The sequence below is a fragment of the Micromonospora sp. NPDC050417 genome (assembly GCF_044458865.1).
GTDB lineage: Bacteria > Actinomycetota > Actinomycetes > Mycobacteriales > Micromonosporaceae > Micromonospora_G.
Genome location: NZ_JBITIH010000012.1, coordinates 131,404 through 155,956 on the forward strand (window position 1 = coordinate 131,404; position 24,553 = coordinate 155,956).

24 protein-coding genes are annotated in these 24,553 nt (G+C 69.9%); 12 read left to right on the forward strand and 12 right to left on the reverse strand.

Annotated features, from left to right (window positions below; translation table 11 throughout):
• Positions 1-32: 32 nt before the first annotated feature.
• Positions 33-401, reverse strand: coding sequence for a hypothetical protein (locus ACIBF5_RS17390; protein ID WP_396812676.1), 369 nt, complete (start codon positions 399-401; stop codon positions 33-35).
• Between the two features lie 99 nt (positions 402-500).
• Here ACIBF5_RS17390 and ACIBF5_RS17395 point away from each other — a divergent pair, with 99 nt between their 5' ends.
• Complete coding sequence (locus ACIBF5_RS17395) at positions 501-1,541, forward strand: FAD-dependent oxidoreductase (RefSeq protein WP_396812678.1); 1,041 nt, start codon at positions 501-503, stop codon at positions 1,539-1,541.
• Between the two features lie 75 nt (positions 1,542-1,616).
• On the opposite strand, the gene ACIBF5_RS17400 is transcribed toward ACIBF5_RS17395, so the two are convergent.
• On the reverse strand, positions 1,617-2,504 hold the full coding sequence (locus tag ACIBF5_RS17400; protein WP_396812680.1) for a shikimate dehydrogenase family protein: 888 nt from the start codon (positions 2,502-2,504) through the stop codon (positions 1,617-1,619).
• Positions 2,505-2,826: 322 nt separating this feature from the next.
• On the opposite strand from ACIBF5_RS17400, the gene mmsA reads away from it, so the two are divergent.
• From mmsA to ACIBF5_RS17415, 3 genes are read left to right on the forward strand one after another with little or no spacing between them, the layout of a single operon-like run.
• Entirely contained in the window at positions 2,827-4,371 is a 1,545-nt protein-coding gene (mmsA, locus tag ACIBF5_RS17405) for a multiple monosaccharide ABC transporter ATP-binding protein (RefSeq protein WP_396812682.1), read from the forward strand.
• A complete protein-coding gene (gene mmsB, locus ACIBF5_RS17410) occupies positions 4,368-5,666 on the forward strand; it encodes a multiple monosaccharide ABC transporter permease (protein ID WP_396812684.1) in 1,299 nt (432 codons plus the stop codon). Before mmsA ends, mmsB begins: the two co-directional genes overlap by 4 nt.
• A 59-nt stretch (positions 5,667-5,725) precedes the next feature.
• On the forward strand, positions 5,726-6,829 hold the full coding sequence (locus tag ACIBF5_RS17415; RefSeq protein ID WP_396812686.1) for a substrate-binding domain-containing protein: 1,104 nt from the start codon (positions 5,726-5,728) through the stop codon (positions 6,827-6,829).
• 74 nt (positions 6,830-6,903) lie between these two features.
• On the opposite strand, the gene ACIBF5_RS17420 is transcribed toward ACIBF5_RS17415, so the two are convergent.
• The 5 genes from ACIBF5_RS17420 to ACIBF5_RS17440 form a co-directional block, all read right to left on the reverse strand.
• Positions 6,904-8,955 (reverse strand): molybdopterin-dependent oxidoreductase, encoded by a 2,052-nt coding sequence (locus ACIBF5_RS17420; RefSeq protein WP_396812687.1) that lies wholly within the window; start codon positions 8,953-8,955, stop codon positions 6,904-6,906.
• A gap of 39 nt (positions 8,956-8,994) precedes the next feature.
• Positions 8,995-9,375 (reverse strand): DUF3037 domain-containing protein, encoded by a 381-nt coding sequence (locus ACIBF5_RS17425; protein WP_396812690.1) that lies wholly within the window; start codon positions 9,373-9,375, stop codon positions 8,995-8,997.
• On the reverse strand, positions 9,372-10,130 hold the full coding sequence (locus tag ACIBF5_RS17430; RefSeq protein ID WP_396812692.1) for a HipA family kinase: 759 nt from the start codon (positions 10,128-10,130) through the stop codon (positions 9,372-9,374). The genes ACIBF5_RS17425 and ACIBF5_RS17430 overlap by 4 nt, the downstream gene beginning before the upstream one ends.
• 148 nt (positions 10,131-10,278) lie before the next feature.
• A complete protein-coding gene (locus tag ACIBF5_RS17435; protein ID WP_396812694.1) occupies positions 10,279-11,331 on the reverse strand; it encodes an LLM class flavin-dependent oxidoreductase in 1,053 nt (350 codons plus the stop codon).
• A gap of 344 nt (positions 11,332-11,675) precedes the next feature.
• Entirely contained in the window at positions 11,676-12,698 is a 1,023-nt protein-coding gene (locus tag ACIBF5_RS17440; RefSeq protein ID WP_396812696.1) for an SEC-C domain-containing protein, read from the reverse strand.
• A 366-nt stretch (positions 12,699-13,064) separates the two neighbouring features.
• On the opposite strand from ACIBF5_RS17440, the gene ACIBF5_RS17445 reads away from it, so the two are divergent.
• Complete coding sequence (locus ACIBF5_RS17445) at positions 13,065-14,756, forward strand: CocE/NonD family hydrolase (RefSeq protein WP_396812698.1); 1,692 nt, start codon at positions 13,065-13,067, stop codon at positions 14,754-14,756.
• Positions 14,757-14,860: 104 nt separating this feature from the next.
• Here ACIBF5_RS17445 and ACIBF5_RS17450 read toward each other — a convergent pair whose 3' ends face one another.
• The 3 genes from ACIBF5_RS17450 to ACIBF5_RS17460 all read right to left on the reverse strand — a co-directional run bounded on the left by ACIBF5_RS17450 (position 14,861) and on the right by ACIBF5_RS17460 (position 17,585).
• Positions 14,861-16,279, reverse strand: coding sequence for an aldehyde dehydrogenase family protein (locus ACIBF5_RS17450; protein WP_396812700.1), 1,419 nt, complete (start codon positions 16,277-16,279; stop codon positions 14,861-14,863).
• A gap of 127 nt (positions 16,280-16,406) precedes the next feature.
• Positions 16,407-17,054, reverse strand: coding sequence for a TetR/AcrR family transcriptional regulator (locus tag ACIBF5_RS17455; RefSeq protein ID WP_396812701.1), 648 nt, complete (start codon positions 17,052-17,054; stop codon positions 16,407-16,409).
• 123 nt (positions 17,055-17,177) lie between these two features.
• A complete protein-coding gene (locus ACIBF5_RS17460) occupies positions 17,178-17,585 on the reverse strand; it encodes a VOC family protein (protein WP_396812703.1) in 408 nt (135 codons plus the stop codon).
• A 118-nt stretch (positions 17,586-17,703) separates the two neighbouring features.
• Between ACIBF5_RS17460 and ACIBF5_RS17465 the strand changes: the two genes are divergently transcribed.
• The gene (locus ACIBF5_RS17465) at positions 17,704-18,360 is read left to right on the forward strand and encodes a hypothetical protein (protein ID WP_396812705.1); all 657 of its coding nucleotides are present in this window, start codon (positions 17,704-17,706) and stop codon (positions 18,358-18,360) included.
• Between the two features lie 228 nt (positions 18,361-18,588).
• On the opposite strand, the gene ACIBF5_RS17470 is transcribed toward ACIBF5_RS17465, so the two are convergent.
• Positions 18,589-19,242, reverse strand: a complete 654-nt coding sequence (locus ACIBF5_RS17470) for a DUF1345 domain-containing protein (RefSeq protein WP_396812707.1) — start codon at positions 19,240-19,242, stop codon at positions 18,589-18,591.
• Between the two features lie 35 nt (positions 19,243-19,277).
• Positions 19,278-19,550: a DUF2795 domain-containing protein gene (locus tag ACIBF5_RS17475; protein ID WP_396812709.1), complete on the reverse strand. Its 273-nt coding sequence runs from the start codon at positions 19,548-19,550 to the stop codon at positions 19,278-19,280.
• Between the two features lie 196 nt (positions 19,551-19,746).
• Here ACIBF5_RS17475 and ACIBF5_RS17480 point away from each other — a divergent pair, with 196 nt between their 5' ends.
• From ACIBF5_RS17480 to ACIBF5_RS17505, 6 genes are all read left to right on the forward strand, one after another.
• Complete coding sequence (locus ACIBF5_RS17480; RefSeq protein WP_396812711.1) at positions 19,747-20,151, forward strand: DUF2267 domain-containing protein; 405 nt, start codon at positions 19,747-19,749, stop codon at positions 20,149-20,151.
• A gap of 139 nt (positions 20,152-20,290) precedes the next feature.
• Complete coding sequence (locus ACIBF5_RS17485; RefSeq protein ID WP_396812713.1) at positions 20,291-20,968, forward strand: hypothetical protein; 678 nt, start codon at positions 20,291-20,293, stop codon at positions 20,966-20,968.
• Positions 20,969-21,055: 87 nt separating this feature from the next.
• A complete protein-coding gene (locus ACIBF5_RS17490) occupies positions 21,056-21,655 on the forward strand; it encodes a sulfite oxidase-like oxidoreductase (RefSeq protein ID WP_396812715.1) in 600 nt (199 codons plus the stop codon).
• Positions 21,652-22,389, forward strand: coding sequence for a ferredoxin reductase (locus ACIBF5_RS17495; RefSeq protein WP_396812865.1), 738 nt, complete (start codon positions 21,652-21,654; stop codon positions 22,387-22,389). The genes ACIBF5_RS17490 and ACIBF5_RS17495 overlap by 4 nt, the downstream gene beginning before the upstream one ends.
• A 1-nt stretch (position 22,390) precedes the next feature.
• A complete protein-coding gene (locus ACIBF5_RS17500) occupies positions 22,391-22,678 on the forward strand; it encodes a DUF6510 family protein (RefSeq protein WP_121153469.1) in 288 nt (95 codons plus the stop codon).
• A 586-nt stretch (positions 22,679-23,264) separates the two neighbouring features.
• On the forward strand, positions 23,265-24,455 hold the full coding sequence (locus tag ACIBF5_RS17505; RefSeq protein WP_396812717.1) for a 4-hydroxybenzoate 3-monooxygenase: 1,191 nt from the start codon (positions 23,265-23,267) through the stop codon (positions 24,453-24,455).
• The last annotated feature ends 98 nt before the right edge of the window (positions 24,456-24,553 follow it).

Here is a 24,553-nt window from a genome sequence, read left to right on the forward strand (position 1 = left end):
CCGGCGGGGTGGTTGGCGGCTGGGCGGCGGCGTCAGCAGGCGGCTGCGAAGCCCGCCTTGCTGGAGCGCCGCAGCTCGAACCGGATCGGCGGGTCGATCGGTCGGGCGCCGTCGCTGGTCGAGCGGACGACACCGTCGGCACCGACCACGGTGACGGAGGTGCTGATGGCGAGCAGGTCGCCCGTCCACTCGCCGTCGAACCCGTCCAGGCGCGGACCGGTCACCTCCTCGACCGGGCGGAGGTGCAGTTCGAACCGGCTGCCGGTGTAGTTGCGCGGATCCCCCCACACCTCGTACGCCACGGTCCGCCCGTTCGCGCGGACCTCGGCGTCCCCGTCCAGGTCGGGACAGTTGCCGCAACTCGCCCGTCCGTCCGGCGGATCGTCGGTCAGGTGCAGCACGATCTCTCGGGTGTCGCCCGGCGCGAAGGTGACCTCACCCTGCCAGTAACCGGTGAGCGCGGGCCTTCCCGGCAGGGTCAGGGCCCAGGGGTTCGGCTCGTGGTCATCAGTCGCGCCGGAGGTGACCGGACCGTGGTGGACACCGACCGCGCCACCGGGTTCGATGGAGGGATGGTCGACGTGGTGGTGGTCGGCGCCGGGGTGATCGGGCTGACCTGTGCGACGCGGCTACAGCGGGCCGGCGCCCGGGTAACCGTGGTGACGGCGCAGGAGAGCGGTCGGACCGTCTCCCGGATCGCCGCCGCCGTCTGGTATCCGACCCGTACCGACGCCGACCCCCGGGTCCTCGAATGGTCGCGCCGCACCTTTGTGGAGTTCGCCGAGCAGGCCGGACGGGCGGTGCCGGGGGTGGTGATGCGACCGACCCGGATGCTGCTGCGGGGCGTGGCGCAACCGCGACCGTGGTGGGCGCCGGCCGTACCGGACTTCCGGGCGGTCGCACCGACCGACGTACCGCCCGGGGTGACCGGCGAGTGGCGGTTCACCGTACCGACGGTGGAGATGGGGCCGTACCTCGATTGGCTGGTCGAGCGGGTTGTCGCCGCCGGTGCGCGGGTGTTGCGGCGGCGGGTGACACGCCTCGCCGACGTCGTCGACCTGGCGCCCGTGGTCGTCAACGCCACCGGGTTGGCCGCAGGCGTGCTCGCCGCCGACCCGGCGGTGCACCCGGCGCGCGGTCAGGTCGTCCTGGTGGAGAACCCGGGACTGGTCACCTCGGTACGCGACGAGCAGAACCCGGCCGGAATCACCTACGTGCACCCCCGTGCCACCGACGTGGTACTCGGCGGCACCTTCGACCGCGACGTCTGGGACACCAGCGTGGACGATGCCACCGGTCGGGCGATCCGCGACCGGAGCGTCGCCCTGGTGCCAGAACTGGCCGGCGCCCGCGTGCTCGGGCAACGGGTCGGGCTGCGACCGGCGCGCAACGGTGGGGCGCGGGTGGAGGTCGACCCGGTCGGGCTGCCCGGCGGTCGGCGACTGGTGCACAGCTACGGCCACGGCGGTGCCGGCGTCACCCTTTCCTGGGGCTGCGCCGACGAGGTGGTCAGGCTGTGCGGGTGGCCGGTGGCGGGGTAGCGTCCTGCCCGTCCGAGGTCGACCAGCCCTCGTCCGGGTCGAGCGCACTGCCCGAGACCACGTGCTCCGGTTGCCTCAGACTTGCCCGCGCAGGGGCGCGGCGAGCGCGGCGAACCGTTCGGCCCGGTCCGCCTCGCCGGCCAAACCGAGGATCGGACCGAGTGCCGCCGCCCAGCCATGGCAGAAGAGCCGCCAGCCGTCGTACGTCGTCACCCCGGCGGCGGTTGCCTGCCGCAGCAGGGCCAGGTCGCCCCGGTAGTTCAAGTCCCAGAACACGGCGCCGGGCGGAAAGGACGGGGCCGGTGACAGTGGACTGCCCGGACGGTCCTTGCCGAGACCGGTGGCGTTGACGACGAGCGTGCCAGCCGGGGCCTCCCGTACCAGGTGGTCCCAGGTGCCGTCACCGTGGTGCGCCTCGACGCGTACCCGCCGGGCGGCGGCCGGTGGTCCGAGTACCGAGCGGAGGTGCCGGCCTGCCTCCGGGCGGGGGTCGGTGAAGACCAGCCGCTCCGGAGGCACCGTGCGAGTGAGTAGATGACTGCCGAGTGCAATGGCGGTTCCGCCCGCTCCCAGGCAGAGCACGTTCGTGCCGTCGGGCCAGATCTCGTCGACCACCCGACCAACCGAGATCGGGTCGCGGGCGAAGCCGGTCAGCCAGCCATGATCTCGCCGTACCGCGTTGATCTCGCCACATGCCGCCGCCATCGGATCGAGCCGGTGGACGAGGTCGCCGGCCGCGCGCAGCAACGCCACCTTGTGTGAGGTGACGACCGCGCCGACCACCTCGTCGTTGGCGACAAGTTCCGAGATCAGCGAGCGGTACGCCTCCACCGGGGCGGCCAACGGTAGGTCGCGACCGACCAGCCGCAGGTCAAGGCCGAGGTCGGCCATCCAGAGCGGAAATGCCTTGTGGATCAAGGACCGCGCGGTGGATACGCCGACGAACCACAGCGTGGGAGGCACCGCACAAGTATGCCGTCGATCCGGCGGATCGTGGACCCATCGCCCATGTTGGTGGGCGGGTTGGCCCCGTGTATCCGATTCGTGACAAGGGTGAGAAATTGAATGTTGCGAAACATGCTCGTCTCTAATACGTTGCATCCCGCAACAAACGCATGAGCTGTTGACAACTCCCCGCGGAGGCAACGATGACGTTGGTGACGTGGCGCGCCCCCCTCGTGGTGGCCGCGCGCGGACGCCTCCGGCGACCGGGACAAGGCCGCCTGGCGGCTCCGGCCACCGTGCGACCACACCGGTTCGAGACCGCGATCCTGGAGCGGCTGCGATGAGCGCCCCGGTCCTGCTGGAAATGCGTTCGATCACGAAGGAGTTCCCCGGCGTCAAGGCGCTCGAGGACGTGAACCTGGTCGTCCGCGCCGGCGAGATCCACGCGATCTGCGGTGAGAACGGCGCCGGCAAGTCCACCCTGATGAAGGTGCTCAGCGGGGTCTACCCGTACGGCACCTACACCGGCGACATCGTCTACCGGGACGCGGAGAGCCGATTCTCCGACATCCGGGCAAGCGAGCAGGCCGGCATCGTGATCATCCACCAGGAACTCGCGCTGATCCCCGGCATGTCGATCACCGAGAACCTCTTCCTCGGTAACGAACCCGGTCGGGGCGGCGTGATCGACTGGAAGGTCGCGAACCGCCAGGCGATCGAGCTGATGGCGCGGGTCGGCCTTCAGGAGGATCCGGACACCCTCGTCAAGGACATCGGTGTCGGCAAGCAGCAGCTCATCGAGATCGCGAAAGCCTTCGCGAAGGACGTGAAGCTGCTCATCCTCGACGAGCCCACCGCCGCCCTCAACGAGGACGACTCCCAGCACCTGCTGGACCTGCTGCGGGGGTTCCGGGAGCGCGGCATCACCTCGATCATCATCTCGCACAAGCTCAACGAGATCGCGCAGATCGCGGACTCCATCACCATCCTGCGCGACGGTCGGACCATCGAGACCCTCGACGTCAAGGCGGACGGGGTCAACGAGGACCGGATCGTACGGGGCATGGTCGGCCGGGAACTGCACAGCCGCTTCCCGGACCACACCCCCTCGATCGGTGAGGTCTTCTTCGAGGTCCGCGACTGGACCGTACGGCACCCGATCTCGGCGGAGCGCCTTGTCTGCAAGGGCTCCAACTTCAAGGTGCGGCGGGGCGAGATCGTGGGGTTCGCCGGCCTGATGGGCGCCGGGCGAACCGAGCTGGCGATGAGCGTCTTCGGCCGCTCGTACGGCACGTACCTCTCCGGCCAGATCTTCAAGGACGGTGAGGAGATCGTCCTGAAGTCGGTGTCGGACGCGATCGACCACGGGCTGGCGTACGTCAGCGAGGACCGCAAGTCGATCGGCCTGAACCTGCTCGACGACATCAAGACCTCCATGGTCTCCGCCAAGCTCTCCAAAATCGCCCGGCGCGGGGTGCTCGACCGCGTACGGGAGTACCGCGCGGCCGAGGGGTACCGCACCAGCCTGCGGGTCAAGACCCCGACCGTGGACGAGGGAGTCACCAAGCTCTCCGGTGGCAACCAGCAGAAGGTGGTCCTGGCGAAGTGGATGTTCACCGACCCTGACCTGCTCATCCTCGATGAACCGACCCGGGGCATCGACGTGGGCGCCAAGTACGAGATCTACGGAATCATCCAGCGGCTCGCGGATCAGGGGAAGGGCGTTGTCGTCATCTCCTCTGAGCTGCCCGAGCTGATCGGCCTGTGTGACCGCATCTACACGGTGTTCGAAGGAACCATCACCGGCAACATCGATAAGCGGGACGCAGACCCGGAGACCCTGTTGAAGCAGATGACCTCAGCGAAGAAGACGCAGACGCCATGAGTCGAATCAAAGACCTTCGGAAGTCCCTGTTCGGAGGGACGACCTCCAACGCCCGACAGTTCGGGATGATCTTCACGCTGGTGGCGATCGTCCTGCTGTTCCAAATCCTGACCAACGGCCTCACGCTGAACTCCGCCAACATGATCTCGCTGGTGAGTCAGTACTCCTACATCCTCATCCTGGCGATCGGGATGCTGATGGTGATTGTCGCCGGTCACATCGATCTCTCCGTGGGTTCGATCGCCGCGTTCGTCGGCATCGTGGTCGCGAAGGTGATGCAGGAATACTCCGTGCCGTGGTTCGTGGCGATCCTGATCGGCCTCGCGGTCGGCGCCCTGATCGGAGCCTGGCAGGGCTTCTGGGTCGCCTACATCGGAGTGCCGGCCTTCATCGTCACCCTGGCCGGCATGATGCTCTTCCGGGGCGGCAACCAGTACATCGGCAACGCCGACACCACCCCCGTACCGCAGGACTTCAAGTTCATCGGCGCCGGCTTCCTGCCCGAGGTGGGGCCCGACACCGGATACAACAACCTGACCCTGCTGCTCGGGCTGGCGGCGTGCGTCGCCGTGGTGATCCGGGAATGGCGGCTCCGCGCCACCAGGCGTGAGATGGCGGCCGACGTCGCGCCAATGTGGATCTCGGCGCTCCGGGTCGTCATCCTGCTCGCCGTGATCATCTTCGCCACGATGCGGTTCGCCGGTGGCCGGATCGGGACCAGCTTCCCGGTCTCCGGCATCATCCTCGCGGTGCTGGTGCTGATCTACTCCTTCATCACCCGCAACACCGCCGGCGGCCGGCACATCTACGCCGTCGGTGGCAACGCCCGTGCCGCCGAGTTGTCCGGCGTACGGCTTCGCCGGGTCAACTTCTTCGTGATGATGAACATGTCGATCCTGGCGGCCATCGCCGGCATGATCTTCGTTGCGCGTTCCGCCGCCTCCGGGCCGCAGGACGGACTCGGCTGGGAACTCGACGCGATCGCCGCGGTCTTCATCGGCGGCGCGGCCGTCTCCGGTGGCCTCGGCACCATCAGCGGCTCCATCGTCGGTGGCCTGGTGATGGCCGTGCTCAACAACGGCCTCCAGCTCGTCGGCGTCGGGTCCGACCGGGTCCAGATCATCAAGGGCCTGGTGCTGCTGCTCGCGGTCGCGCTCGACGTCTGGAACAAGAACCAGGGGCGGCCCTCGATCAGCGGGATCTTCATGCGGCAATTCCGCCGGGAAGCTTCCGTCGTACCCGTGGCCGCGACCGATGCGGGCACCGAGCCCACCAAGACTCCGGTGGCCGGCTGACGGTCACCGTCATCGGGGCGGAATCCATCCGCCCCGATCTACTTCGAAGAAGGGCTACTATGCGCAAGTTCCTCGCCAAGGGTGTCGCGGTTGGCGCCGTCGCCCTGTTGGCGCTGACCGCCTGCTCCTCGCGTTCCGACTCGGACAGCAGCGGCTCGACCGGCTCCGACAAGGGCTTCGCGGCCGACGCGCTGATCGGCGTGGCGCTGCCGGCGAAGACCTCGGAGAACTGGGTTCTCGCGGGTGACCTGTTCACCAACGGGCTCAAGGAAGCCGGGTTCCAGGCCGACGTGCAGTACGCCGCCGCCTCGGGCACCGTGGCCGACCAGCAGTCGCAGATCTCGGCGATGGTCACCAAGGGTGCCAAGGTGATCGTCATCGGTGCGACCGACGCCGCGCAGCTCTCCACTCAGGTGGAGCAGGCCAAGCAGGCCGGCGCTGCGGTGATCGCGTACGACCGCCTGATCACCAACAGCAAGGACGTCGACTACTACGTCGCGTACGACAACTTCAAGGTCGGCCAGCTCCAGGGTGAAGCCCTGCTCAAGGGCATGAAGGAGAAGAAGCCGACCGGCCCGTACACGATCGAGCTCTTCGCCGGCTCGTCCGACGACAACAACTCCGGGGTGTTCTTCAACGGCGCGATGGACGTGCTGAAGAAGGAGATCGACGCGGGCAACGTCATCGTCGGCTCCGGTCAGACCGACATCAAGCAGGTCGCCACCGACGGCTGGAAGGCCGAGAACGCTCAGCGCCGGATGGACACGCTGCTCAACGGCAGCTACACCAGCGGCAAGACGCTCGACGGTGTGCTCTCGCCGAACGACACCCTGGCCCGCGCGATCCTCACCTCGGTGAAGAGCGCCGGCAAGCCGCTGCCGGTCGTCACCGGACAGGACTCCGAGGTCGAGTCGGTCAAGTCCATCATGGCTGGTGAGCAGTACTCGACCATCAACAAGGACACCCGCAACCTGGTCAAGCAGACCATCCAGATGGTCAAGGACCTGCAGGGTGGCAAGGAGCCCGAGGTCAACGACACCAAGTCGTACAACAACGGGGTCAAGGTCGTCCCGGCGTTCCTGCTGCCGCCGCTGATCGTCACCAAGACGAACGCGGCCGAGGCGTACGCCAACGACCCGAAGCTCTCCCCGCTCACCAAGTAACACCGTCGCAAGACACGAACAACACCCGACAGGGTCCCCGGAGTACCTCCACCGGGGACCCTGTCGCGTTCCGGTCACCGGGCCCGCTCGACCTCCACCCGAGTGTCGTGGAACGTCGGCCCGCCACCCAGATCGGTGTCGCGTACCGCCGTCACCGCGTTGACGTTCGTGCCACCCGGACTGAGCCGCGCCCAGTACGCCTTGTACGTGAACGCGAGGCCGGGCCGGGTCGCGTCGTCGGCGGTGACCGCCGCGAGGAACGAGCCACGGTCGTTGTGCACCCGTACCTCGTCCCCCTCGGCCAGCCCCCGGGCCGCCACGTCGTCCGGGTGCAGGTGCACCCGGGGCGGGCCCATCCTGCCGCTGTGCCAGGGCGAGGAGGCGAAGGTCGAGTTCATGAAGAACCGGCCGGCGGGGGAGATGAGCACCAGTGGGAAACGCGCCGCCAACTCCGGGTCGGCGGCCTCGGCCGGAGGCGTGTAACCGACCAGCGGGTCGACACCGTCGGCCGCCAACTCCGGGTCGAGCAGCCGGGCCCGACCGTCAGGCGTGGGGAACCCGCCGGTGGCGAAGGGCGCCGAGCCGACGGCCACCCCGGTCGTGCGCGCGTACGTCCGCTCCCGCAACTCCTCGAAGGTGACCGGGGCGTCGCGCAGCAACTGCCGCGCGAGGTCCTCGTCGGTGTCCCGCAGCCGAGGATGGTCGAGTCCCATCGCGGCGGCGATCCGGCGGAAGATCTCGGTGTTCGGCAGTGCCTCCCCGGGAGCTGTGGTGACCGGCAGGTTCAACGTCGTGTAGTGGTGACCGTAGGACGAGTGCACGTCGAGGTGCTCGGGCTGCATCGTCGCCGGCAGCACCACGTCGGCGTAGTCGCAGGTGTCCGTCCAGCGTTGTTCCAGCACGGTCGTGAACAGGTCGTCGCGGCGCAGCCCCGCGTGCAGGCGGGTCTGGTCGGGGTTGGTGGCGGCCGGGTTGCTGTTGAACACGACCAGCGACGTGATCGGCGGGTTCGCCGCTCCGTCGAGGACGGCCGCGAGATGGCTCATGTTCACCGACCGCGCCGGCGGTGTGGGCAGGTCGTCCGGCCGTACCACCGCCTCCCGCCGCAGGGGGCGGTGTCCCGAGGTCATGCAGAGGGCTCCACCACCGGGGTAGCGGAAGTCACCGGTCACCAACGGCAGCGCGCAGATCGCCCGGATGGCCTGGCCCGCACCGTGGTGGCGTTGCGCGCCCAGGCCGACCCGGATGGCGGTGGGGCGGGACCGCGCGATCCGATCGCCCAGCCGGCGTACCGCCGCGACATCCAGCCCGCACTCGGCCGCGGCCCGCTCCACCGGCCACCGTGCGAGCCGTGCCTCCAACTCCGGCCAGCCGACGGTGTACGCATCGAGCCACGCCCGGTCAGCCGCACCGACGTCGAGCACGTGGCGCATCAGCCCCAGTGCCAGGGCAGCGTCGGTGCCGGGCAGTGGGGCGAGGTGCTCGTCGGCCCGCGCCGCCGTGTCGGTACGCAACGGGTCGATGACGACGACGTGAGCCCCCCGCCGCCGCGCCTCCTCCACGAAGGGCCAGTGGTGCAGGTTGGTCGAGAGCAGGTTGGCGCCCCAGAGCACGACCAACCGCGCCTCCACGATCGACTCCGGTTCGAAGCCGACCGAGCCCCCGTAGAGCGAGCGCAGGGCGGCGCTGGCGGCGGCGGTGCAGATCGTGGTCTGCAACCTCGACGCACCCAGGTGTGCGAAGAGCCTCGGTCCCATCGTCCAGCCCTGCACATGCCCGATGGTGCCGGCGAAGTAGTACGGCAGGATCCCCTCGGGACCGTCCCGGTCGATCGTCGCCCGAAGCCCGGACGCGACCCGGGCGATCGCCTCGTCCCAGGACGCCCGTCGGAACGAGCCCGGCCCCATTCCCTTCGGGCCGACCCGGAGCAACGGAAAGGTCAGCCGGTCGGCGCCGTTGACGACCTCCAGATAGCGGTTGACCTTGCCGCACAGCACGCCTCGGGTGAACGGATGGTCGCGATCGCCGCGGATCTCCACCGCCCGGCCGTCCTCGACCGTCAGTTGCCAGGTACAGGTGTCCGGGCAGTCCAGAGGACAGGCCCCGAGGTGGGTGCTACGGGGCATGAGGCGACGCTCCGATCTGTGAGCCCTGGGCGCTTCGCCTCAGCGTACGAGCAGTTCGAGTAGCCGCTCTAGTTCGTCGGCGGGTTCCTCGGTCAATCCGGTGTGCACCGGGCCGGCCTGGATCACCGTGCTGCGGGGGGCGGTGAGCCACCGGAACCGTTCACCCAGCCGCATCCGTGCCGCCGGCCCGCCGTCGGGCCCGCCCGCGCAGGTCGTGTCCCAGCCGCGCAGTGCGGCGGCGACCGCCTCGACGTCGACGCCGGGGTCGAGGCAGCGCAACCGTTCGGTGTCGAGGTGGATCCGGGCCGCGAGAAAGTCGCGGGCCTGGCAGTAGAGGACCACCCCGACGTTGATCTGTTCGCCCCGTTCGATTCGGGGCACGGCGCGCACCGCCGCGTACTCGAAGGGTTTCCTGCTCATGCGGCGACCCCCTGGGGGAGCCAGGAACGGGTGCCGGCGACCCGGGCGCGGAGGTGGTCGACGTACGCCGTGCGGGTGGCCTCGGGGGAGGCGAAATCCGGCCCCTCCAGCCACTCGTCGGGCACCAGGGCGAGCACCTCGGTGAGTAGGTCGGGGGTGACGCGTGCGGCGGATTCGGCGTCCGCGTCGGCCAGTTGGGTGGCGAAGGGCGCCAACACGTGGTCGTCGGCCCGGAACGGGCGGTGTACGGCAGCCCCCGCCCGGGGCCAGTTGTGGTGGAAGTAGATCGCCGCTCCGTGGTCGATCAGCCAGAGCTTCCGGTGCCAGAGCAGCAGGTTGGGATTGCGCCAACTCCGGTCGACGTTCTCCAGGTACGCGTCCAGCCAGAGCACCCGCGAGGCGAGTTCCGGCTCCACCGGATGCGCCACCGGGTCGAAGCCGAGCGCGCCGGGTAGGAAGTCCAGACCGAGGTTGGCGCCTCCGCTGGCGGCGAGCAGTTCCTGTACCTCCTGGTCGGGCTCGGCTCGGGCGATGACCGGGTCGATGTCGATCACCACCAGACGGGGTACGGGCAGGTCGAGCCGGCGGGCCAGTTCACCCGCGACCACCTCGGCGATCAGCGACTTCGGCCCCTGCCCGGCGCCCCGGAACTTCACCACGTACGTTCCGAGGTCGTCGGCCTCGACCACGCCCGGCAACGACCCGCCCTCGCGCAGCGGGGTGACGTATCGGGTCCCGACGACGTGGCGCAGCATGCCGACCAGCCTAGCTTCGGGCAGGCTGCGGCCCTTGGCCGGATCCCTCCGGGCCCCAGCTCCCGGCGACGCGGCTACGGCTGCCGGCGGCGGACGGCCGACCCGTAGCCGGGTCGTCGGTGCCGCCACCGGCAGCCGCCGGGTCTGTTCAGGAGCCCGTCGTGGTCTGCGCGGCGAGGAGTTCCCGGACGCGGGGGATCACCTCGGTGCCGTACAGCTCGATCGCCGTCATCATCCGTTCGTGGGGCAGGGTGCCGCTGGAGTACTTCAGGTCGAAACGTTGGACCCCGAGGGAGCTCACCGTCGCGGCGATCTTGCGGGCGACCGTCTCGGGTGAGCCCACGTGCATCGCCCCGTCCCTGATGTCGTCCTCGAACCGCTCACGGGTCATCGGCGCCCAGCCCCGTTCCCCGCCGATCCGGTTGAACATCGCCCGCGCGTGCGGCCACAGCACGTCCGCGGCCTCCTCGTCGGTCCGGGCGATGAAACCGGGCGAGTGCACGGCGACCGGGAGCCGCTCCGTGCCGAACTCGGCGAGGGCGCGGTGGTACAGGTCGACGTACGGTGCGAACCGGCTCGGGTGGCCACCGATGATCGCCAGCACCAGCGGGAAGCCGTAACGGGCGGCGCGGACCACGGATTCGGGACTGCCGCCGACCCCGACCCAGGTACGCAGCCGACCGGATTCGGTCTTCGGGTAGACGTGCTGCTTCTCCAGCGGAGGACGTACGCTTCCCTGCCAGGTCACCGGCCCCTCGGTGAGCAGGTGCGACATCAGGTCGGCCTTCTCCGCGAAGAGCCGGTCGTAGTCGGCCAGGTCGTAGCCGAACAGTGGGAACGACTCCGTGAAGGAGCCTCGACCGAGGGTGATCTCGGCCCGCCCCCGTGACAGCGCGTCGAGCGTGGCGAAGCGCTCGAAGACGCGTACCGGATCGTCGGAGCTGAGCACGGTGACGGCGGTGCCGAGACGGATGCGTTCCGTACGGCTCGCGATGGCGGCCAGAACGATTTCGGGAGCCGAGACGGCGAAGTCGTCGCGGTGATGTTCGCCGAGTCCGAAGGCGTCGACGCCGAGCCGGTCGGCGAGCACCGCCTGCTCCACCACGTTTCGGATGACCTGCGCGTACGGGACGTGGTCGCCGTCGGCGTCAGCGGTGACATCGCCGAAGGTGTCCAAGCCAAACTCCACGGCCGTCGCCATGATCTTCTCCTCCGTCGGAGCCGGATGCACCTGTGCGTTCCGGCTGCTTCCGGCGGTGTAAACCGTGCCACCGACGGTCCCATTCCCACCGTGTCGGCCCTCATGCCGGCGACGCCGTCTCCGTTGCACCCGGACCCGGCCTGCGCTCGGCCGCGTACGGGGCGGTTCGGCTGCAACCGACGGGGCGGTTCGGTTGCCAACCGATCAGGGGCGCGTACGCCGACGGGTCGGGTGCCGTTCCGCTCGGCGGTGTCACCGTGCGGAACGACCCCCGACCCGTCAGGTCGATCGGTTCGTGGGAGGTCAGGTGTAGGTGGACGGGTACCGGGGCGGCGCGTGAGAGGTCAGGCGCGGGAGCGGGGCAGACAGCACTTCTTGTACTTGTTCCCGGAGCCGCACCAGCAGGTCTCGTTCCGCTCCGGCGGCCATGGGATCCGCTCCTGACGTCCTTCGAGTTCCTGTGCGTAGCCGGCGCGTACCTGCTGGTCGGTGGGGTCACCGTTGCGCCGGGTGGCGAAGCCGGACAAGCCGTCGACCGAGCCCTTGAGGACGGAGAGGCCGGTACGCCCACCGCCGGCCAGCCGGACCAGTTCCCGTTCGAGCCGGGCCCGGTGCTCGTCCCAGTCCTGACCGTACGCTCCGGTCAGGTCGGGCCACTGCGAGCGCACCCGGTCGAACTGATCCTGTGGCCAGAACAGCAGCTCGGTCACGGTGGTGCCGGCGACCGTGTTCGCGGCCCGGCTGGTGAGTTGGTTCTCCAACCGGTCGGCCAGGTTGTCGTGCTGGTCGTGCGGCAGGGCGAGGTCGCGCCGTACCCGGTGCCGCTGCTGTAGCAGGAAGAAGAGGAGGCCCGGCGAGTCCTGGTCCCGGGGCTGGCCCGGCTGTTCCGCCGTGGCGGCGCGTTCCCCGAGTACGGTCTCCACCGCCTCGCTCAGCCACTGCTCCGCGATGACGCCACGGCCGCCCGCGTCCAGCGCTGCGCTGATGTAGGCGGCGGCGTCGGCCTGCTCGGTGAGCAGCGGTCGCAGTGCGGTCACCTCGGCGGTCGCCTCGTCGTCGCGGCCGGCGCGGAAGAGGATCCGGGCGCGCAGGGCCCGGGAGAAATTCGCCTGGCTGTCCTCCTGTGTCCGGTACGCCTCGACCGCCCGGTCGGCGTAGCGCAGCGCGGCATCCAGTTTCGCCTTGCTCTCGGCGATCTCGGCGGCCAGGGTCAGCGCGTATCCGGTGTCTGCCGGGTCGGCGAGCCGGCCCTGCTCGGCGGCGTCGGCGAGGTCGGCGGCGATGCCGAGCGGGTTGGCCGCGCCCAGCGCGGACTGGCGTAGCTCGGTGAGATCCGCGCTGGTGAGAACGTTTGTGGTTGGCACCATCTCACGGTACTGCGCGGGCCGGCCGGAAGACGCCGAGCGCGATGTTGCGCCCGTCTCAGGGCGGCGTTGCCGCCCGTGTCCCACATCGCCGTGCCGTGTGCTCACCCGGTCCGGGTGAGCCGTCGCCCCGGCGCTGCCGGTCCGGACCGTGCCGGGGGCGAACCGGGCGTACCGCCGGGCCGCGTGGTCGCGGGAGCGTCTCGACCGGTGTTCTGGGCGCGCCGCCGCGGGTGCCGTTCCCTCGTCCAGCGTGGACAACGTCGCCGACCGGCGGGGCCGGGTGGTGCGGTTCGAGGTCGAGGGCCGGTTGGCCAACGTATTCCAGTACGTTGTACGATAAGTGTTCTCGACAGGAGGAGGCCAGCCATGACCGCGCCCGCCACCCGCCTCACCCCCGGTCCACTGCCCCGCCACATCCGGGTACTGCGCCGTCTGAACCGGCGTGGGGTCGGACCGCACGAGGTCGGCTACTCGGGGCGGATCACCGTGCCCGCCGCCGACGGCACGCCACTGCTGGCCGACCACTACCAGCCGCTGACCGAGGGCGAGTTCCCCACACTGCTCATCCGCTCGCCGTACGGTCGCGGTTTTCCCTTCGCCTCACTGTTCGGTTTCGCCTACGCGTCGTACGGCTTCCACGTGCTGTTGCAGAGCTGCCGTGGCACGGCCGGGTCGGGTGGCGAGTTCACCTGGTGGCTCGACGAGACCGACGACGGGTTGGCCGCCGTCGCCTGGCTGCGAAAGCAGCCCTGGTTCAGCGGCGACTTCGGCATGGTGGGACTGAGCTACCTCGCCTACGTGCAATGGGCGATGGCGGTGGATCCGCCGCCGGAGCTGCGTGCCCTCGTGGTCCAGGTCGGCGCTCACGACCCGTACTCGACGACCTATCCGGGCGGGGCGTTCGCACTGGAGAACTCACTGATCGCCGCAGTCGCCATGGTGCATCAGGGCCGGGGCGCGCTGCGTTTCGTCAGGGCCGTGAGCCGGCTGCGGCGGAAGCTGTCCAGCGTCGTCCGTTCGTTGCCGATCATGGACGCGTACGTGCCCGTGGTCGGGCAGCGGGTGCCCTACATCGACGGCCTGCTGCGCAATCCCGACCGTGACGCCCCGTTCTGGCGCGGCACCGACCTCGGTGCGACGGCCGAGCGGCTCGAGGTGCCGACCAAGGTGATCGCCGGTTGGCAGGACCTCCTCCTCGACCAGAACCTCCAGCAGTACGCCCGACTGCGGGGGGCGGGCTGCCCGACATCCCTGCTGATCGGCCCGTGGACGCACACCTCGATGCTGGAGGTGGACGGCCCGATGGTGCTCGCCGAGAGCGTCGCCTGGCTGCGGGCACACATCACCGGCGACCGGTCCGGGCTGCGCGAGTCGCGCGTCCGGGTGCATGTCGGCGGCGTGGACGAGTGGCGCGACCTGCCCGACTGGCCGCCGCCCGCCGTGACCCGCGCGTTCTACCCGTACCGCGGTGCCGGGGAGCTGGGGGCCGGCTCGGGCGATGACGCGGGGCGCTTGGCGGACGCCCCGCCGGAGGCGTCCGGTCCGATCGGTTCGTTCCGTTACGACCCGGCCAACCCGACGCCCTCGGTCGGCGGGCCACTGCTCTCCCGGACCGCAGGGGTTCGCGACAACACGAAACTCGAAGCCCGCCCCGACGTGCTGACCTTCACCACGAGTGTGCTGGGCGAGCCGTTCGAGGTGATCGGGCCGGTGAGCGTCGAGCTGCGGGTGGCCGCGAAGGCGGGCAGCAGCATCGACATCTTTGCCCGGCTCTGCGACGTGGACGAATCAGGCCGTTCCAGCAACGTCTGCGACGGGCTGCTCCGGCTGCCCGTGTTCACCGGTGACGACCCGGTGGAGGTCACGATCGGGTTGAGCTCCACCGCCCACCGGTTCCGTCCCGGGCACCGGTTGCGGCTGCAGATCAGCGGCGGTGCCCATCCGCGCTTCGCCCGCAACACCGGCAGCGGCGAGCCGGCGGCGACCGCCACCCGGTTGGTCGCCACGGACGTGACCATCCATCCGGGATCGGTCCTGCGACTGCCGCAGGTGACGTAGTCGGGTGGGTGGTGCGGTCCGCTCGACGTGCCGGACCCGCCGGTGAGGACCCGCACTGTTACAGGACCACCGAGCGGGTGCCCCGCCCCGGGCCAGCGGCGCCCTCATCGTTGGATCGCCTTGGTCTGCAGGAACTCCTCACGTCCGAAGGTGCCCAGTTCCCGGCCGATGCCGGACTGCTTGTAGCCGCCGAACGGGGCGAGCGGGTTGAACGGCGCGCCGTTGATGTCGACCGCCCCGGTGCGCATCCGCCGGGCGACCGCCAGGGCCCGGTTGTCGTCACCGGACCAGACCGCTCCGGCGAGTCCGTACCGGGAGTTGTTGGCGATGGTGACGGCGTGGTCGTCGTCGTCGAACGGAATCACGGCCAGGACCGGGCCGAATATCTCCTCCTGGGCCAGGGGGCTGTCCGGGTCGACGTCGGCGAGCACTGTCGGCGCGACGAAGTGGCCCCGGTCCGGTACCGCCGCGTCGGGCCCGCCGCTGACCAGCCGCGCGCCGTCGGCAAGGCCCCGGGTGACGTGTTCGCGCACCCGCTGCTGCTGGGTGCCGGAGACCAGTGGGCCGAGCCGGGTGGCGGCGTCGAACGGGTCGCCGAGCCGGTAGCCGTCGGCGGCACGGGCGGCGAGCGCGAGGGCGTCGTCGTAGCGGCTGCGGTGGACCAGCATCCGGGTCCAGGCGGTGCAGGTCTGTCCAGAGTTGAGGAAGGCGTTGCCGACGCCGACCTTGACCGCGGTGGCGAGGTCGGCGTCGTCGAGGATGACGTTGGCGGACTTTCCGCCAAGTTCCAGGGCGACGCGTGCGATCCGGTCGGCGGCGAGGTGCGAGATGCGCCGTCCGGTTGTGGTCGAGCCGGTGAAGGAGACCAGGTCGACGTCCGGGTGTGCGGCGATCGCCTCGCCCACCACCGGACCGGTGCCGGTGACCAGGTTGACCACGCCCGGCGGCAGGCCGGCCTCGTCGATGGCGTCGAAGAGCAGGTACGCCACCAGTGGCGTCAGCTCGCTCGGCTTCAGGACGACGGTGCAGCCGGTGGCCAGGGCCGGGGCGAGTTTGGCCACCACCTGGTGCAGCGGGTAGTTCCACGGGGTGATGGCGCCGACCACGCCGACCGGTTCGCGTACCACCAGCGAGTTGCCGATGACCTGGCTGGCGGGGGGTTCGGAGGCGAGTTCGACGAAGCTGCGCAGGACGGCGAGCGGGAGTCCGGCCTGGATGCGGGTTGCCACCTTGAGCGGGGTGCCCAGTTCCAGGGCGACGGTACGGGCGATCTCGTCGGTCCGGGCCGCGAGCGCGGCGTGCAGCCGGTCGAGTGCGGCGGCCCGGTCCGCTGGATCGGTGGCCGCCCAGCTGTCGAAGGCGGTACGTGCGGCGGCGACGGCCCGGTCGACGTCGCCGGTGGTCCCGGCCGGCACGGTGCCGAGGAGTTGTTCGGTGGCGGGGTTTTCGACGGGGATGGTGTCGGTGGCGGCGGGGGTGACCCATCGCCCGTCGAGGTAGAAGGCGGTGCGGGTCAGGTCCATCGGGGTCCCTCGCGTCGACGGAAACTAGCGCTGCAAGTTTTGACTCTAGTGCGCACCCGCCCCGCGCGGGTGGCCTGCCCGGCTGACCTGACGCCGCCGTACCCGTCGATGCGCGACAGGTCGGGGATCATTGGGGCGGCAGCGTTCCGACGACCCGTTCGTACGTGTGGGAGAGCCCTTCGACCAGCGCGTCCAGGCCGAGCGCGAAGGCGCCCTCGTCGACGCTGCGCTGATGCTCGGCGAGCCGATGCGCCTGGGCCAGGTGCGGGTACTGCTCGGTGTAGAAGCCGGGGTCCTCGACGAATCCCCGGGCGAACGAACCGAGCGCCGACCCGGTGACGAAGTAGCGCATGAGCGCGCCGATGTGGGTGGCCCGCGCCGGCGGCCAGCCCGCGTCGACCAGTCCGCCGTAGACCGCGTCGGCCATCGCGAGGGCGCCCGGGCGGCGCCCGGGTCCCTGCGCCAGGTGCGGCACGATGTTCGGGTGCGCGGCGAGCGCGGACCGGTAGGAGAGCCCCCACTGACGTAGCGCGTCGCGCCAGTCGTCGCCACGGCCGAAGGACGATACGTCGATCTGGGCGGTGATGCTGTCCGCGACCGCGTCGAGGATCTCGTCCTTCGTGGCGAAGTGGTTGTACAGCGATGGTCCGCGTACACCCAGTTCGGAAGCGAGCCGGCGGGTGGAGAAGGCGCCGAGTCCGTCGGCGTCGATGAGGTTGGCGGCGGTCTCGATGATCCGCTGTCGGCTCAGCAGTGCCTGCCGTGGGCGGGGCATCGCGTACCTCCCTCTCCCGGACCTGGCGTTGCCGCCCGGGCTGGTGGCGGGGTGAGGTCGAGGAGGAACTGGTGGTCGGGCCGACAACGCCGAGCGAACGGCCGTGACCCCGACGTTGGTGTGCTAACCCCGGTTGGAGATCTGCTGTACGGCCCAGCCGTTGCCGTCCGGATCCTCGAAGAACACGAAGCCGACGTTGTCCAGTGGGTCCGGGGTGGGGGTGGGGTTCTCGCCCAACACCTGGACCTCGCTGACCTTCACCCCGCGCTCCAGAAGCTGGGCATGGGCCTTGTGGATGTCCGGGACGACCAGTTGCAGGCCCCTGAGTGAACCGGGGGCCATCTCCGGCACGGCTCCCCTGCCGATCACCACCGAGCAACCCGATCCGGGTGGCGTCAGCTGGACGATCCGCACGTGGTCACCCATCCGGGTGTCGTGGTCGACGGTGAAGCCGAGTTGTTCGGCGTAGAACGCCTTGGCCCGGTCGATGTCCGACACCGGTACCACCACGACCTCCAGGGTCCAGTTCATTGGAGACGTCTCCCTCCGCGCCGGTGCGTCACCGGTTCCGGTCAGCGTAGCGGCGCGGACCGAGGCGGTCACCGCACTCGATCGGCGTGGTCGAGGCTGTTTCGGGTAGTCGCACGGCATGGCGACCACGATGAGCTGGGAAGACAAGAAGCGGTTCGTACGGCGGCTCGCCGGTACCGGTCGGGGCTTCGCCGACCGGTACGGGTTCCGGGTCACCAACAATCCCGCTGCGTTGTTCCAGTTGCTCTACCTCTCGATCCTGTTGCGCCGCGCGGATGATCCTCGTCGGGCGGCGCAGACCGCCCAGGCGCTGCGTGACCAGGGGTGGGAGAGCGCGGCGCGGATGAGCCGGTCGCCGCAAGAGAACCGGGCCGCCACACTGCGTTCGTGTGGTCGCCGTGACGCGGACGAGTTGGCCCGCCGGCTAGGTGACCTGGCCGCGCTGGTCACCGAACGGTACCGGGGTGACCTGCGGCGGCTCCGCGTGGTGGCGAAGTACGACGCCGTCCGGGAACGCGCCGCGCTCAAGCGCCTGCCGGCCGTCGACGACGAGGTCGTCGACCTGTTCTTCCGTGAGGTCCAGGCGCTGTGGCGGGAGGTGCCGCCGTCGGCTGACCGTCGCGCGCTCACCGCCGCGCGACGACTGGGCCTGGGGCGGTCCGCGGATGACCTGGCAGACCTTGCCGGCAGCAGGGAATCGGAGAAGCTGGCGTGGCTGGTCGGCGCGTTGGCGATAGTGGATCTCGACGACAGCTACCGACAAATCGCCGCATGATGCCCGATCGTACGTGCGATCGCCCACAATTATGGTATTTACCGCCGTTCGGATGATCTCAACTCGTACGATGGCCGTGGCGGCACCGCCCAACCGGTTCGGTCGGGCCTCCGCCATCCGGCGAACGCGTTCGGTTCGGATGCTGGTCGTCGGAGTTTCGTCGGGCGTGGTGTCCCGGCCATGCCTGTCGTGGCCGGCACCTCGTCCGGTGCCGTGTCGCCTCCCCGGTCAGCGGGCCAGACCGGCGATGAGGTTGACCGTGGAGGCGATGATCACGGCCCCGAACAGGTACGACAGCAGTGCGTGCCGCAGCGCCGTACGCCTGATCACCGGGCTGCTCAGCGGGGTGTCGGAGACCTGGAAGGTCATGCCCAGGGTGAAGGCCAGGTAGGCGAAGTCGGTGTAGCGCGGCGGCGACTGCTGGTTGAACCGCACCCCGCCGTCGGTGCCGGTGTAGTAGAGCCGGGCGTAGCGGCCCGCGAAGACGGTGTGGATGACCGCCCAGGAGAAGAGCACACTGATGATGCCCAGGGCGATGTGCAACTGCTCGGGGAAGCCGTCCAGCGGTTTCGCGCGGGTCAGGACGACACCGATCGCCAGCAGGCTGGCCAGGCAGGCGAAGAGAAGCAGCGAGTCGCGCAGGCCGCGGTTCGAGTCGGCGCGCAGCGCGAACCGGGCCGTCTCGTCCGGGTCCAGCGGCCAGAGCCGCGCCCGGGCCCAGACGAGGTAGAACAGCGCGGCACAGTCCCAGCCGACGAGCGGGCCGAGCACCGCGGCGTCGAAGATGCCCACCGGCACCGCACCACAGGTCGCCGCCACGCCCATCATGCCGAGCAGCACCGACGACCGCACCGGCTCCCGGCGTGGCCTGGTCCGGGTCAACGTCGCTGGTCCACGGGTCCGGCGGCGGGCACCGGTCAGCTTTGGCGCAGGTGCCGGGCCACCTGTGGGTGCTTGCGGTCCCGGGCCCGCGCGGCCAGGTCCGCCGGTGTCACCTCGGGGTGGGGGTTGGTGTGTGCGGAGCGGGCCACCTCGTCGATGTTGCCGTAATCGACCGGCGGCATCGCGCGCAGTGCGCGGAGCACGTCCTGCGGCGCACCGGCCCGGTCGGCCTCCGCGACGATGTCGTCCTTGCTGGCGGGGAAGTCGAGTGAGGTGAGGTAACGCAGCACTTCGGCGTTGGTAACCATGGTTGTCCCGCTCCTCGCCGGTCGTCTGGTTCTGCCGACGCAGCGTTTACCCCACTTTGCCGAGATCACGCGTCGCTCCGGCCCCGGCACGGATCCTTCGGGGGAGTCGTCGCCGGTGACCCTCGTTTCGCCGCGTTGGGCCCGGGTACCCGCCCGGCACGCGTCGCCGGCCGGGCGGGGCCAGGGAGGAGCCACCATGAACTACGACACCTTCATCGACATGGTCGCCCAGCGCGCCGAGGTTGATCCGGAGATCGCGGTCGACCTGTGCCAGAGCACGTTGGAGGTGCTGGCCGACCGGTTGACCGGTGGCGAGGCGATGGATCTCGCCGCCCAACTGCCCCAGCCGCTACAGGCGCTGATGCAGAACCCGCCGAACCGCGCGGAGCGTTTCGGCGTGTCCGAGTTCGTCGACCGGGTCGCCGGGCGCGCGAACGTCGACCCCGCGTTGGCACGCAACGGGGTACGGGCCGTGCTGACCACGACACGGGAGGCGGTGACCGGCGGCGAGTTCGACGAGGTGATGAGTCAGCTGCCCCGGGACTTCCGGGACCTGGTCGAGCCGTCGCTGATGCCCGGCGGCCGGGCACGGAAGCGGTAGCCGTTCCCCGCCGACATCGACTTCTGTCGAAACAGACGGAAGTTCGGTCGGTGTCTTCTCGGCAATGGACGGCCTCGCGACAAAGCCGTAACCTCTACGCAACGTGCGTGCGGTGGTCGATGCCCCGGGAGGAACGGACATGTCCCGCAGGACCGGTAAACCCTCCTACACCAAGGCAACGCCAAGCCGGCGCCCCAGCATCGGCAACCTGGTCTTCGTGATGATCCTGCCGGTGGTGCTCGCCGGTTTTGTCGGAGCCGGAATCGGCTACGCCGTGGCCGACAAGCCGAGCGGCACCGAGGCCGCCGTCAACGAGCTGCGGGAGGCCGAGGCGCGGCGGGATGTCGAGCAGATCGCCCAGCTGACCACGGCGGCCCGTACCACCCGGGACGAACTCGGCCCGGTCCTGTCCGAACTGGACACCGCGATGAAGTCCGGGCAACCCGCTGCTCCGGACAAGGTCGCCGGCTGGCAGCAGAGCATGCGGCGGGCGGTGGAGCGGCATGCCGAGAGCCCGTCCGGCACCACCGCCACGAACGTCGCCCGAGGCGGCCTGCGAGCTGCCGTCGACGGCCTGTCCACGGCGCTGGACACCTACGCCCTGGTGGGTACGCTCCCGGCCGCGGCACAGCGCGGTGTGATCGACCTGGCGACTCGGCAACGTACGGCCGCCGCCACCGCGTGGTCGATCGCCGCAGCCCAACTCGACCAGATCAACATTGACGCGGGACATGGACACCAGCACGTCTACCTGGAGACCGAGGCCGATAGCGGTGCCTTCACGTCGGACGGCGCAACGGAGGGGACCACGAAGTAGCCGTGTCCCGGACGGCACCGGAACTCCTATACGATCGCGTACCGCGAACCCGATCCGGCGTCGCCGGAAAGGTGATAGGAGTAGCGGATGGGCATCGTATCGCCGGGCTTCCAGGGTCGGCCCAGGTCGTCACAGCCGTCGCTGCCACCCGGGCAGTACCTCACCGAGGACTTTCCCGTGCTCTCGGCCGGCCCGACCCCCCGGGTGTCCCTGGACAAGTGGGAGTTCGTGGTGACGACCGAGGCCGGGGCGGAGCACCGCTGGTCCTGGTCGGAGATGCTGGCCCTGCCGAACGAGACCCCTACCGTCGACATCCACTGTGTCACCCGGTGGTCGAAGCTCCAGACCAACTGGAAGGGAGTCTCCCTGGACACCCTGCTGGCCGAGGTGGAGACCGCCGCCGACTACGCGCTGGTGCACTCGTACGGCGGGTACACGACGAACCTGCCGCTGGAGGACCTGCTCGACGGTCAGGCATGGCTGGTGCACCAGTACGAGGGCGGCGAACTGCCGGCTGAGCACGGCGGCCCGGCCCGGCTGCTGGTGCCGCACCTCTACTTCTGGAAGTCGGCCAAGTGGGTCCGGGGGATCCAGTTGATGTTGACCGACGAGCCCGGTTTCTGGGAGACCGCCGGCTATCACGATTACGGTGACCCGTGGCGCGAGCAGCGGTACCAGGGCGACTGAACCGGGGCGCCAGCTGGCGGGTGGCCCAGCTGGTCGAGTCCCGGGAGGAGACCGGCACGGCCCGTACGCTGGTGCTGGAAGTGCCCGACTGGCCCGGCCACACGCCGGGTCAACATGTCGACGTCCGGCTCACCGCCGCCGACGGCTACCGCGCCGAACGCTCGTACTCGATCGCTTCGGCGGCGTCCGGCAACCGGATCGAGCTCACCGTGCAGCGGGTGCACGACGGCGAGGTCTCGCCGTACCTGATCGACGTCTTCTCCGTCGGCGACCCGGTGGAGATCCGTGGCCCGGTGGGGGGCTGGTTCGTCTGGCGTGCCGCCGACCCGGCGCCGGTCCTCCTCGTCGCCGGCGGTTCCGGGATCGTGCCGTTGATGGCGATGGTCCGGGCCCGGCGGGCCGCGGGCAGCCGGGTGCCGTTCCGACTGATCTACTCGGTACGCACGCCCCGGGACGCCTACTTCGCCGACGAGTTGCGCCAGCGATCCCGGGACGACGGCGGCCTGGACGTGTCGTACGTCTACACCCGCGAAGTCCCGGACGGTTGGTCCTCGGACGCGCACCGGATCGGGGTCGCCGACGTCAACAGCCACGGCTGGCCGGCTGAGCTCGAACCGACCTGTTTTGTCTGCGGTCCGACGGGTTTTGTCGAGACCGTCGCCGATATCCTCGTCGCCCTCGGTCACGACTCGCGTCGGGTGAAGACCGAGCGCTTCGGCCCCACCGGAGGTTGAGATGGCCGACCAGGACTACACCGACGGCAACATGCTCGCGGGCCCCATGCGTGAACTCTTCGCGGTCGACCTCACCGCGGCGACCGGACGGTGTGCCAACTGTGGGCTGACCGGGCCGATCGCCCAGATGCGGGTCTACCAGCACGCACCTGGACTGGTGGCCCGTTGCCCGGGCTGCGAGGAGGTGGTCATGCGGTTGGTGCGTACGCCCACCAGTGCGTGGCTGGACCTGCGCGGGGCGGTCTTCGTCCAGGTGCCGATGCCCGCGGAGTCGCCCGCCAGTTGGTGACCCGCTCGGCGCTGACCCGCTGGTCGGGCCTTTCCGGTCCCGATGTGGTCAGTATGGCCGGAAAATGTACGTCATTCGTGCGGCGAGTCGGTCAGGATGATTGAGGGATTGACACACGTGATCGGGCACGTGAGAATTTCTGTGGCGCTTCGCTGATCCACAGACGGCCGCAAAATGGCAAGTAAACCGCCATGGTGCTGCCAGAGTCGTGTTACTCGACCGGGCAGGACTGCCAGAAGGGCGTTACGTCTGTGCCTGACGGTTTTCTGTGGCTGCCCTTCTCGGCAATCCGCCTGACCAGCTCTTCCTGCACGCGTGGGGCGGAAGTGACCCGCTCGGGAGAGTGTCATTCTCGCGGCCGGTTCGGCTTTGATTCACTACTCGCCCCGGCCGGAGTGCATGACTCCACGGGCCGCTGGGATGAGCGGGAAATCGATTCGCCGGCCGAACCGGATTCGGGATACGTCACGCCCGTCCACCCTTTGCCGGTGGTCGGATTTCAGGGACATCCGACTGGGGTGCGAGGACAGCTCCCGCCTACTCGGCGCGTCGGCCGTACCGGGGCCACCGGACCACGTGGTGCCGTGTGAGCGACCGTACCCGGGTGGGGATCGTCGGCGCGGGTCCGGCCGGCATGCTCGTCGCGGTCCTGTTGCAACGGGCCGGGATCGACTGTGTGGTGGTGGAGCGCCGCGACCGCTCGTACGTCGAACAGCGGGTCCGGGGCGCCAGGGTCGAGCACCGGGTGGTCGAGCTGCTGCGCCGGCACGACCTCGCCGCCGGGCTCTTGGCGACCGGGGCGGTCGAGGACCGGATCGAGTTCCGGATGGGAGGGCGTCGATATCCGCTCGTCTACGCCCCGCTCGCGGGTGGGCGGATGCCCCACCTCTACCCCCAGCAGTTCCTGGTCCGCGACCTGATCGACGCCTTCCTCACCGCCGGCGGCGACCTGCGGTTCGACACGTCCGCGCTGGCCGTCACCGACCTCGACGGCGACCGCCCGCGGATTCGGTTCGACGGCGGCGCCGGGGCCGCCCCGTCCGAACTGTCGTGCGACATCGTGGTCGGCGGCGACGGCGAGTACGGGCTCACCCGTGCGGCCATTCCCCGATCCGTGTTGCGGACCTACGAGTACCAGTACGACTACGCCTGGCTGGCGGTGCTCGCCGAGGCGCCACCGTCGAGCGATTCCACGGTCAACGCGATCCACGAGTCCGGCGCGTGTGTGTACGTTCCCCGGGGGCCCGCGATGAGCCGGTTCTACCTCCAGTGCCCTCGGGAGGACGGTCGGGCGGACTGGCCGGATGAACGGATCTGGAAGGAGATCCGGGTCCGGTTGGCGCTGGACGAGTCGTGGCCGCTGCACGAGGGGCCGATTCTCTCCACCAGCAGTTTGCGAATGCGTTCCCTGGTCTGCGCTCCGCTGCGGTACGGGTCGCTCTTCCTGGTCGGAGACGCCGGCCATGTCGTGCCTCCGGTCATCGGCAAGGGCTTCAACATCGCCCTTGCCGATGCCGAGGAACTCGCCTTGGCGCTGGTCGAGCGATTCACCGGCGGCACGTCAGCCCGGTTGGACGCCTACTCCGACAGCCGGCTGACCCGGATCTGGCGAGCGCAGGAGTTCGTCGGCCGGGTGATGGACCTGGTCAATACCCCTGGCCTGGGCACCCGGGAGGCACCGTTCCTGCATCGGGTCCAGTGTGCCCGGCTGGAACGGCTCTTCGCCTCCCCGGCGCACGGTGCCGCGTTCCTTGAGGACTACATCGGGTGGGAGTGAGTTCTGCCCGTGGCCGGGCCGGGGGAGCGGGTCCGCTTCTCCGGTTGATCACCTGTTCGTAGTCGGTGGCGAGAGCGCAAGCGAGTGTGGCGTGGGGA

What these genes read in the sequence shown, in the direction of transcription:
- mmsA (WP_396812682.1), top strand. Translation starts at nt 2,827, where the DNA reads ATGAGCGCCCCGGTCCTGCTGGAAATGCGTTCGATCACGAAGGAGTTC.
- mmsB (WP_396812684.1), top strand. Translation starts at nt 4,368, where the DNA reads ATGAGTCGAATCAAAGACCTTCGGAAGTCCCTGTTCGGAGGGACGACC.
- ACIBF5_RS17415 (WP_396812686.1), top strand. Translation starts at nt 5,726, where the DNA reads ATGCGCAAGTTCCTCGCCAAGGGTGTCGCGGTTGGCGCCGTCGCCCTG.
- ACIBF5_RS17420 (WP_396812687.1), bottom strand. Translation starts at nt 8,955, where the DNA reads ATGCCCCGTAGCACCCACCTCGGGGCCTGTCCTCTGGACTGCCCGGAC.
- ACIBF5_RS17425 (WP_396812690.1), bottom strand. Translation starts at nt 9,375, where the DNA reads ATGAGCAGGAAACCCTTCGAGTACGCGGCGGTGCGCGCCGTGCCCCGA.
- ACIBF5_RS17430 (WP_396812692.1), bottom strand. Translation starts at nt 10,130, where the DNA reads ATGCTGCGCCACGTCGTCGGGACCCGATACGTCACCCCGCTGCGCGAG.
- ACIBF5_RS17435 (WP_396812694.1), bottom strand. Translation starts at nt 11,331, where the DNA reads ATGGCGACGGCCGTGGAGTTTGGCTTGGACACCTTCGGCGATGTCACC.
- ACIBF5_RS17440 (WP_396812696.1), bottom strand. Translation starts at nt 12,698, where the DNA reads ATGGTGCCAACCACAAACGTTCTCACCAGCGCGGATCTCACCGAGCTA.
- ACIBF5_RS17445 (WP_396812698.1), top strand. Translation starts at nt 13,065, where the DNA reads ATGACCGCGCCCGCCACCCGCCTCACCCCCGGTCCACTGCCCCGCCAC.
- ACIBF5_RS17450 (WP_396812700.1), bottom strand. Translation starts at nt 16,279, where the DNA reads ATGGACCTGACCCGCACCGCCTTCTACCTCGACGGGCGATGGGTCACC.
- ACIBF5_RS17455 (WP_396812701.1), bottom strand. Translation starts at nt 17,054, where the DNA reads ATGCCCCGCCCACGGCAGGCACTGCTGAGCCGACAGCGGATCATCGAG.
- ACIBF5_RS17460 (WP_396812703.1), bottom strand. Translation starts at nt 17,585, where the DNA reads ATGAACTGGACCCTGGAGGTCGTGGTGGTACCGGTGTCGGACATCGAC.
- ACIBF5_RS17465 (WP_396812705.1), top strand. Translation starts at nt 17,704, where the DNA reads ATGGCGACCACGATGAGCTGGGAAGACAAGAAGCGGTTCGTACGGCGG.
- ACIBF5_RS17475 (WP_396812709.1), bottom strand. Translation starts at nt 19,550, where the DNA reads ATGGTTACCAACGCCGAAGTGCTGCGTTACCTCACCTCACTCGACTTC.
- ACIBF5_RS17480 (WP_396812711.1), top strand. Translation starts at nt 19,747, where the DNA reads ATGAACTACGACACCTTCATCGACATGGTCGCCCAGCGCGCCGAGGTT.
- ACIBF5_RS17485 (WP_396812713.1), top strand. Translation starts at nt 20,291, where the DNA reads ATGTCCCGCAGGACCGGTAAACCCTCCTACACCAAGGCAACGCCAAGC.
- ACIBF5_RS17490 (WP_396812715.1), top strand. Translation starts at nt 21,056, where the DNA reads ATGGGCATCGTATCGCCGGGCTTCCAGGGTCGGCCCAGGTCGTCACAG.
- ACIBF5_RS17500 (WP_121153469.1), top strand. Translation starts at nt 22,391, where the DNA reads ATGGCCGACCAGGACTACACCGACGGCAACATGCTCGCGGGCCCCATG.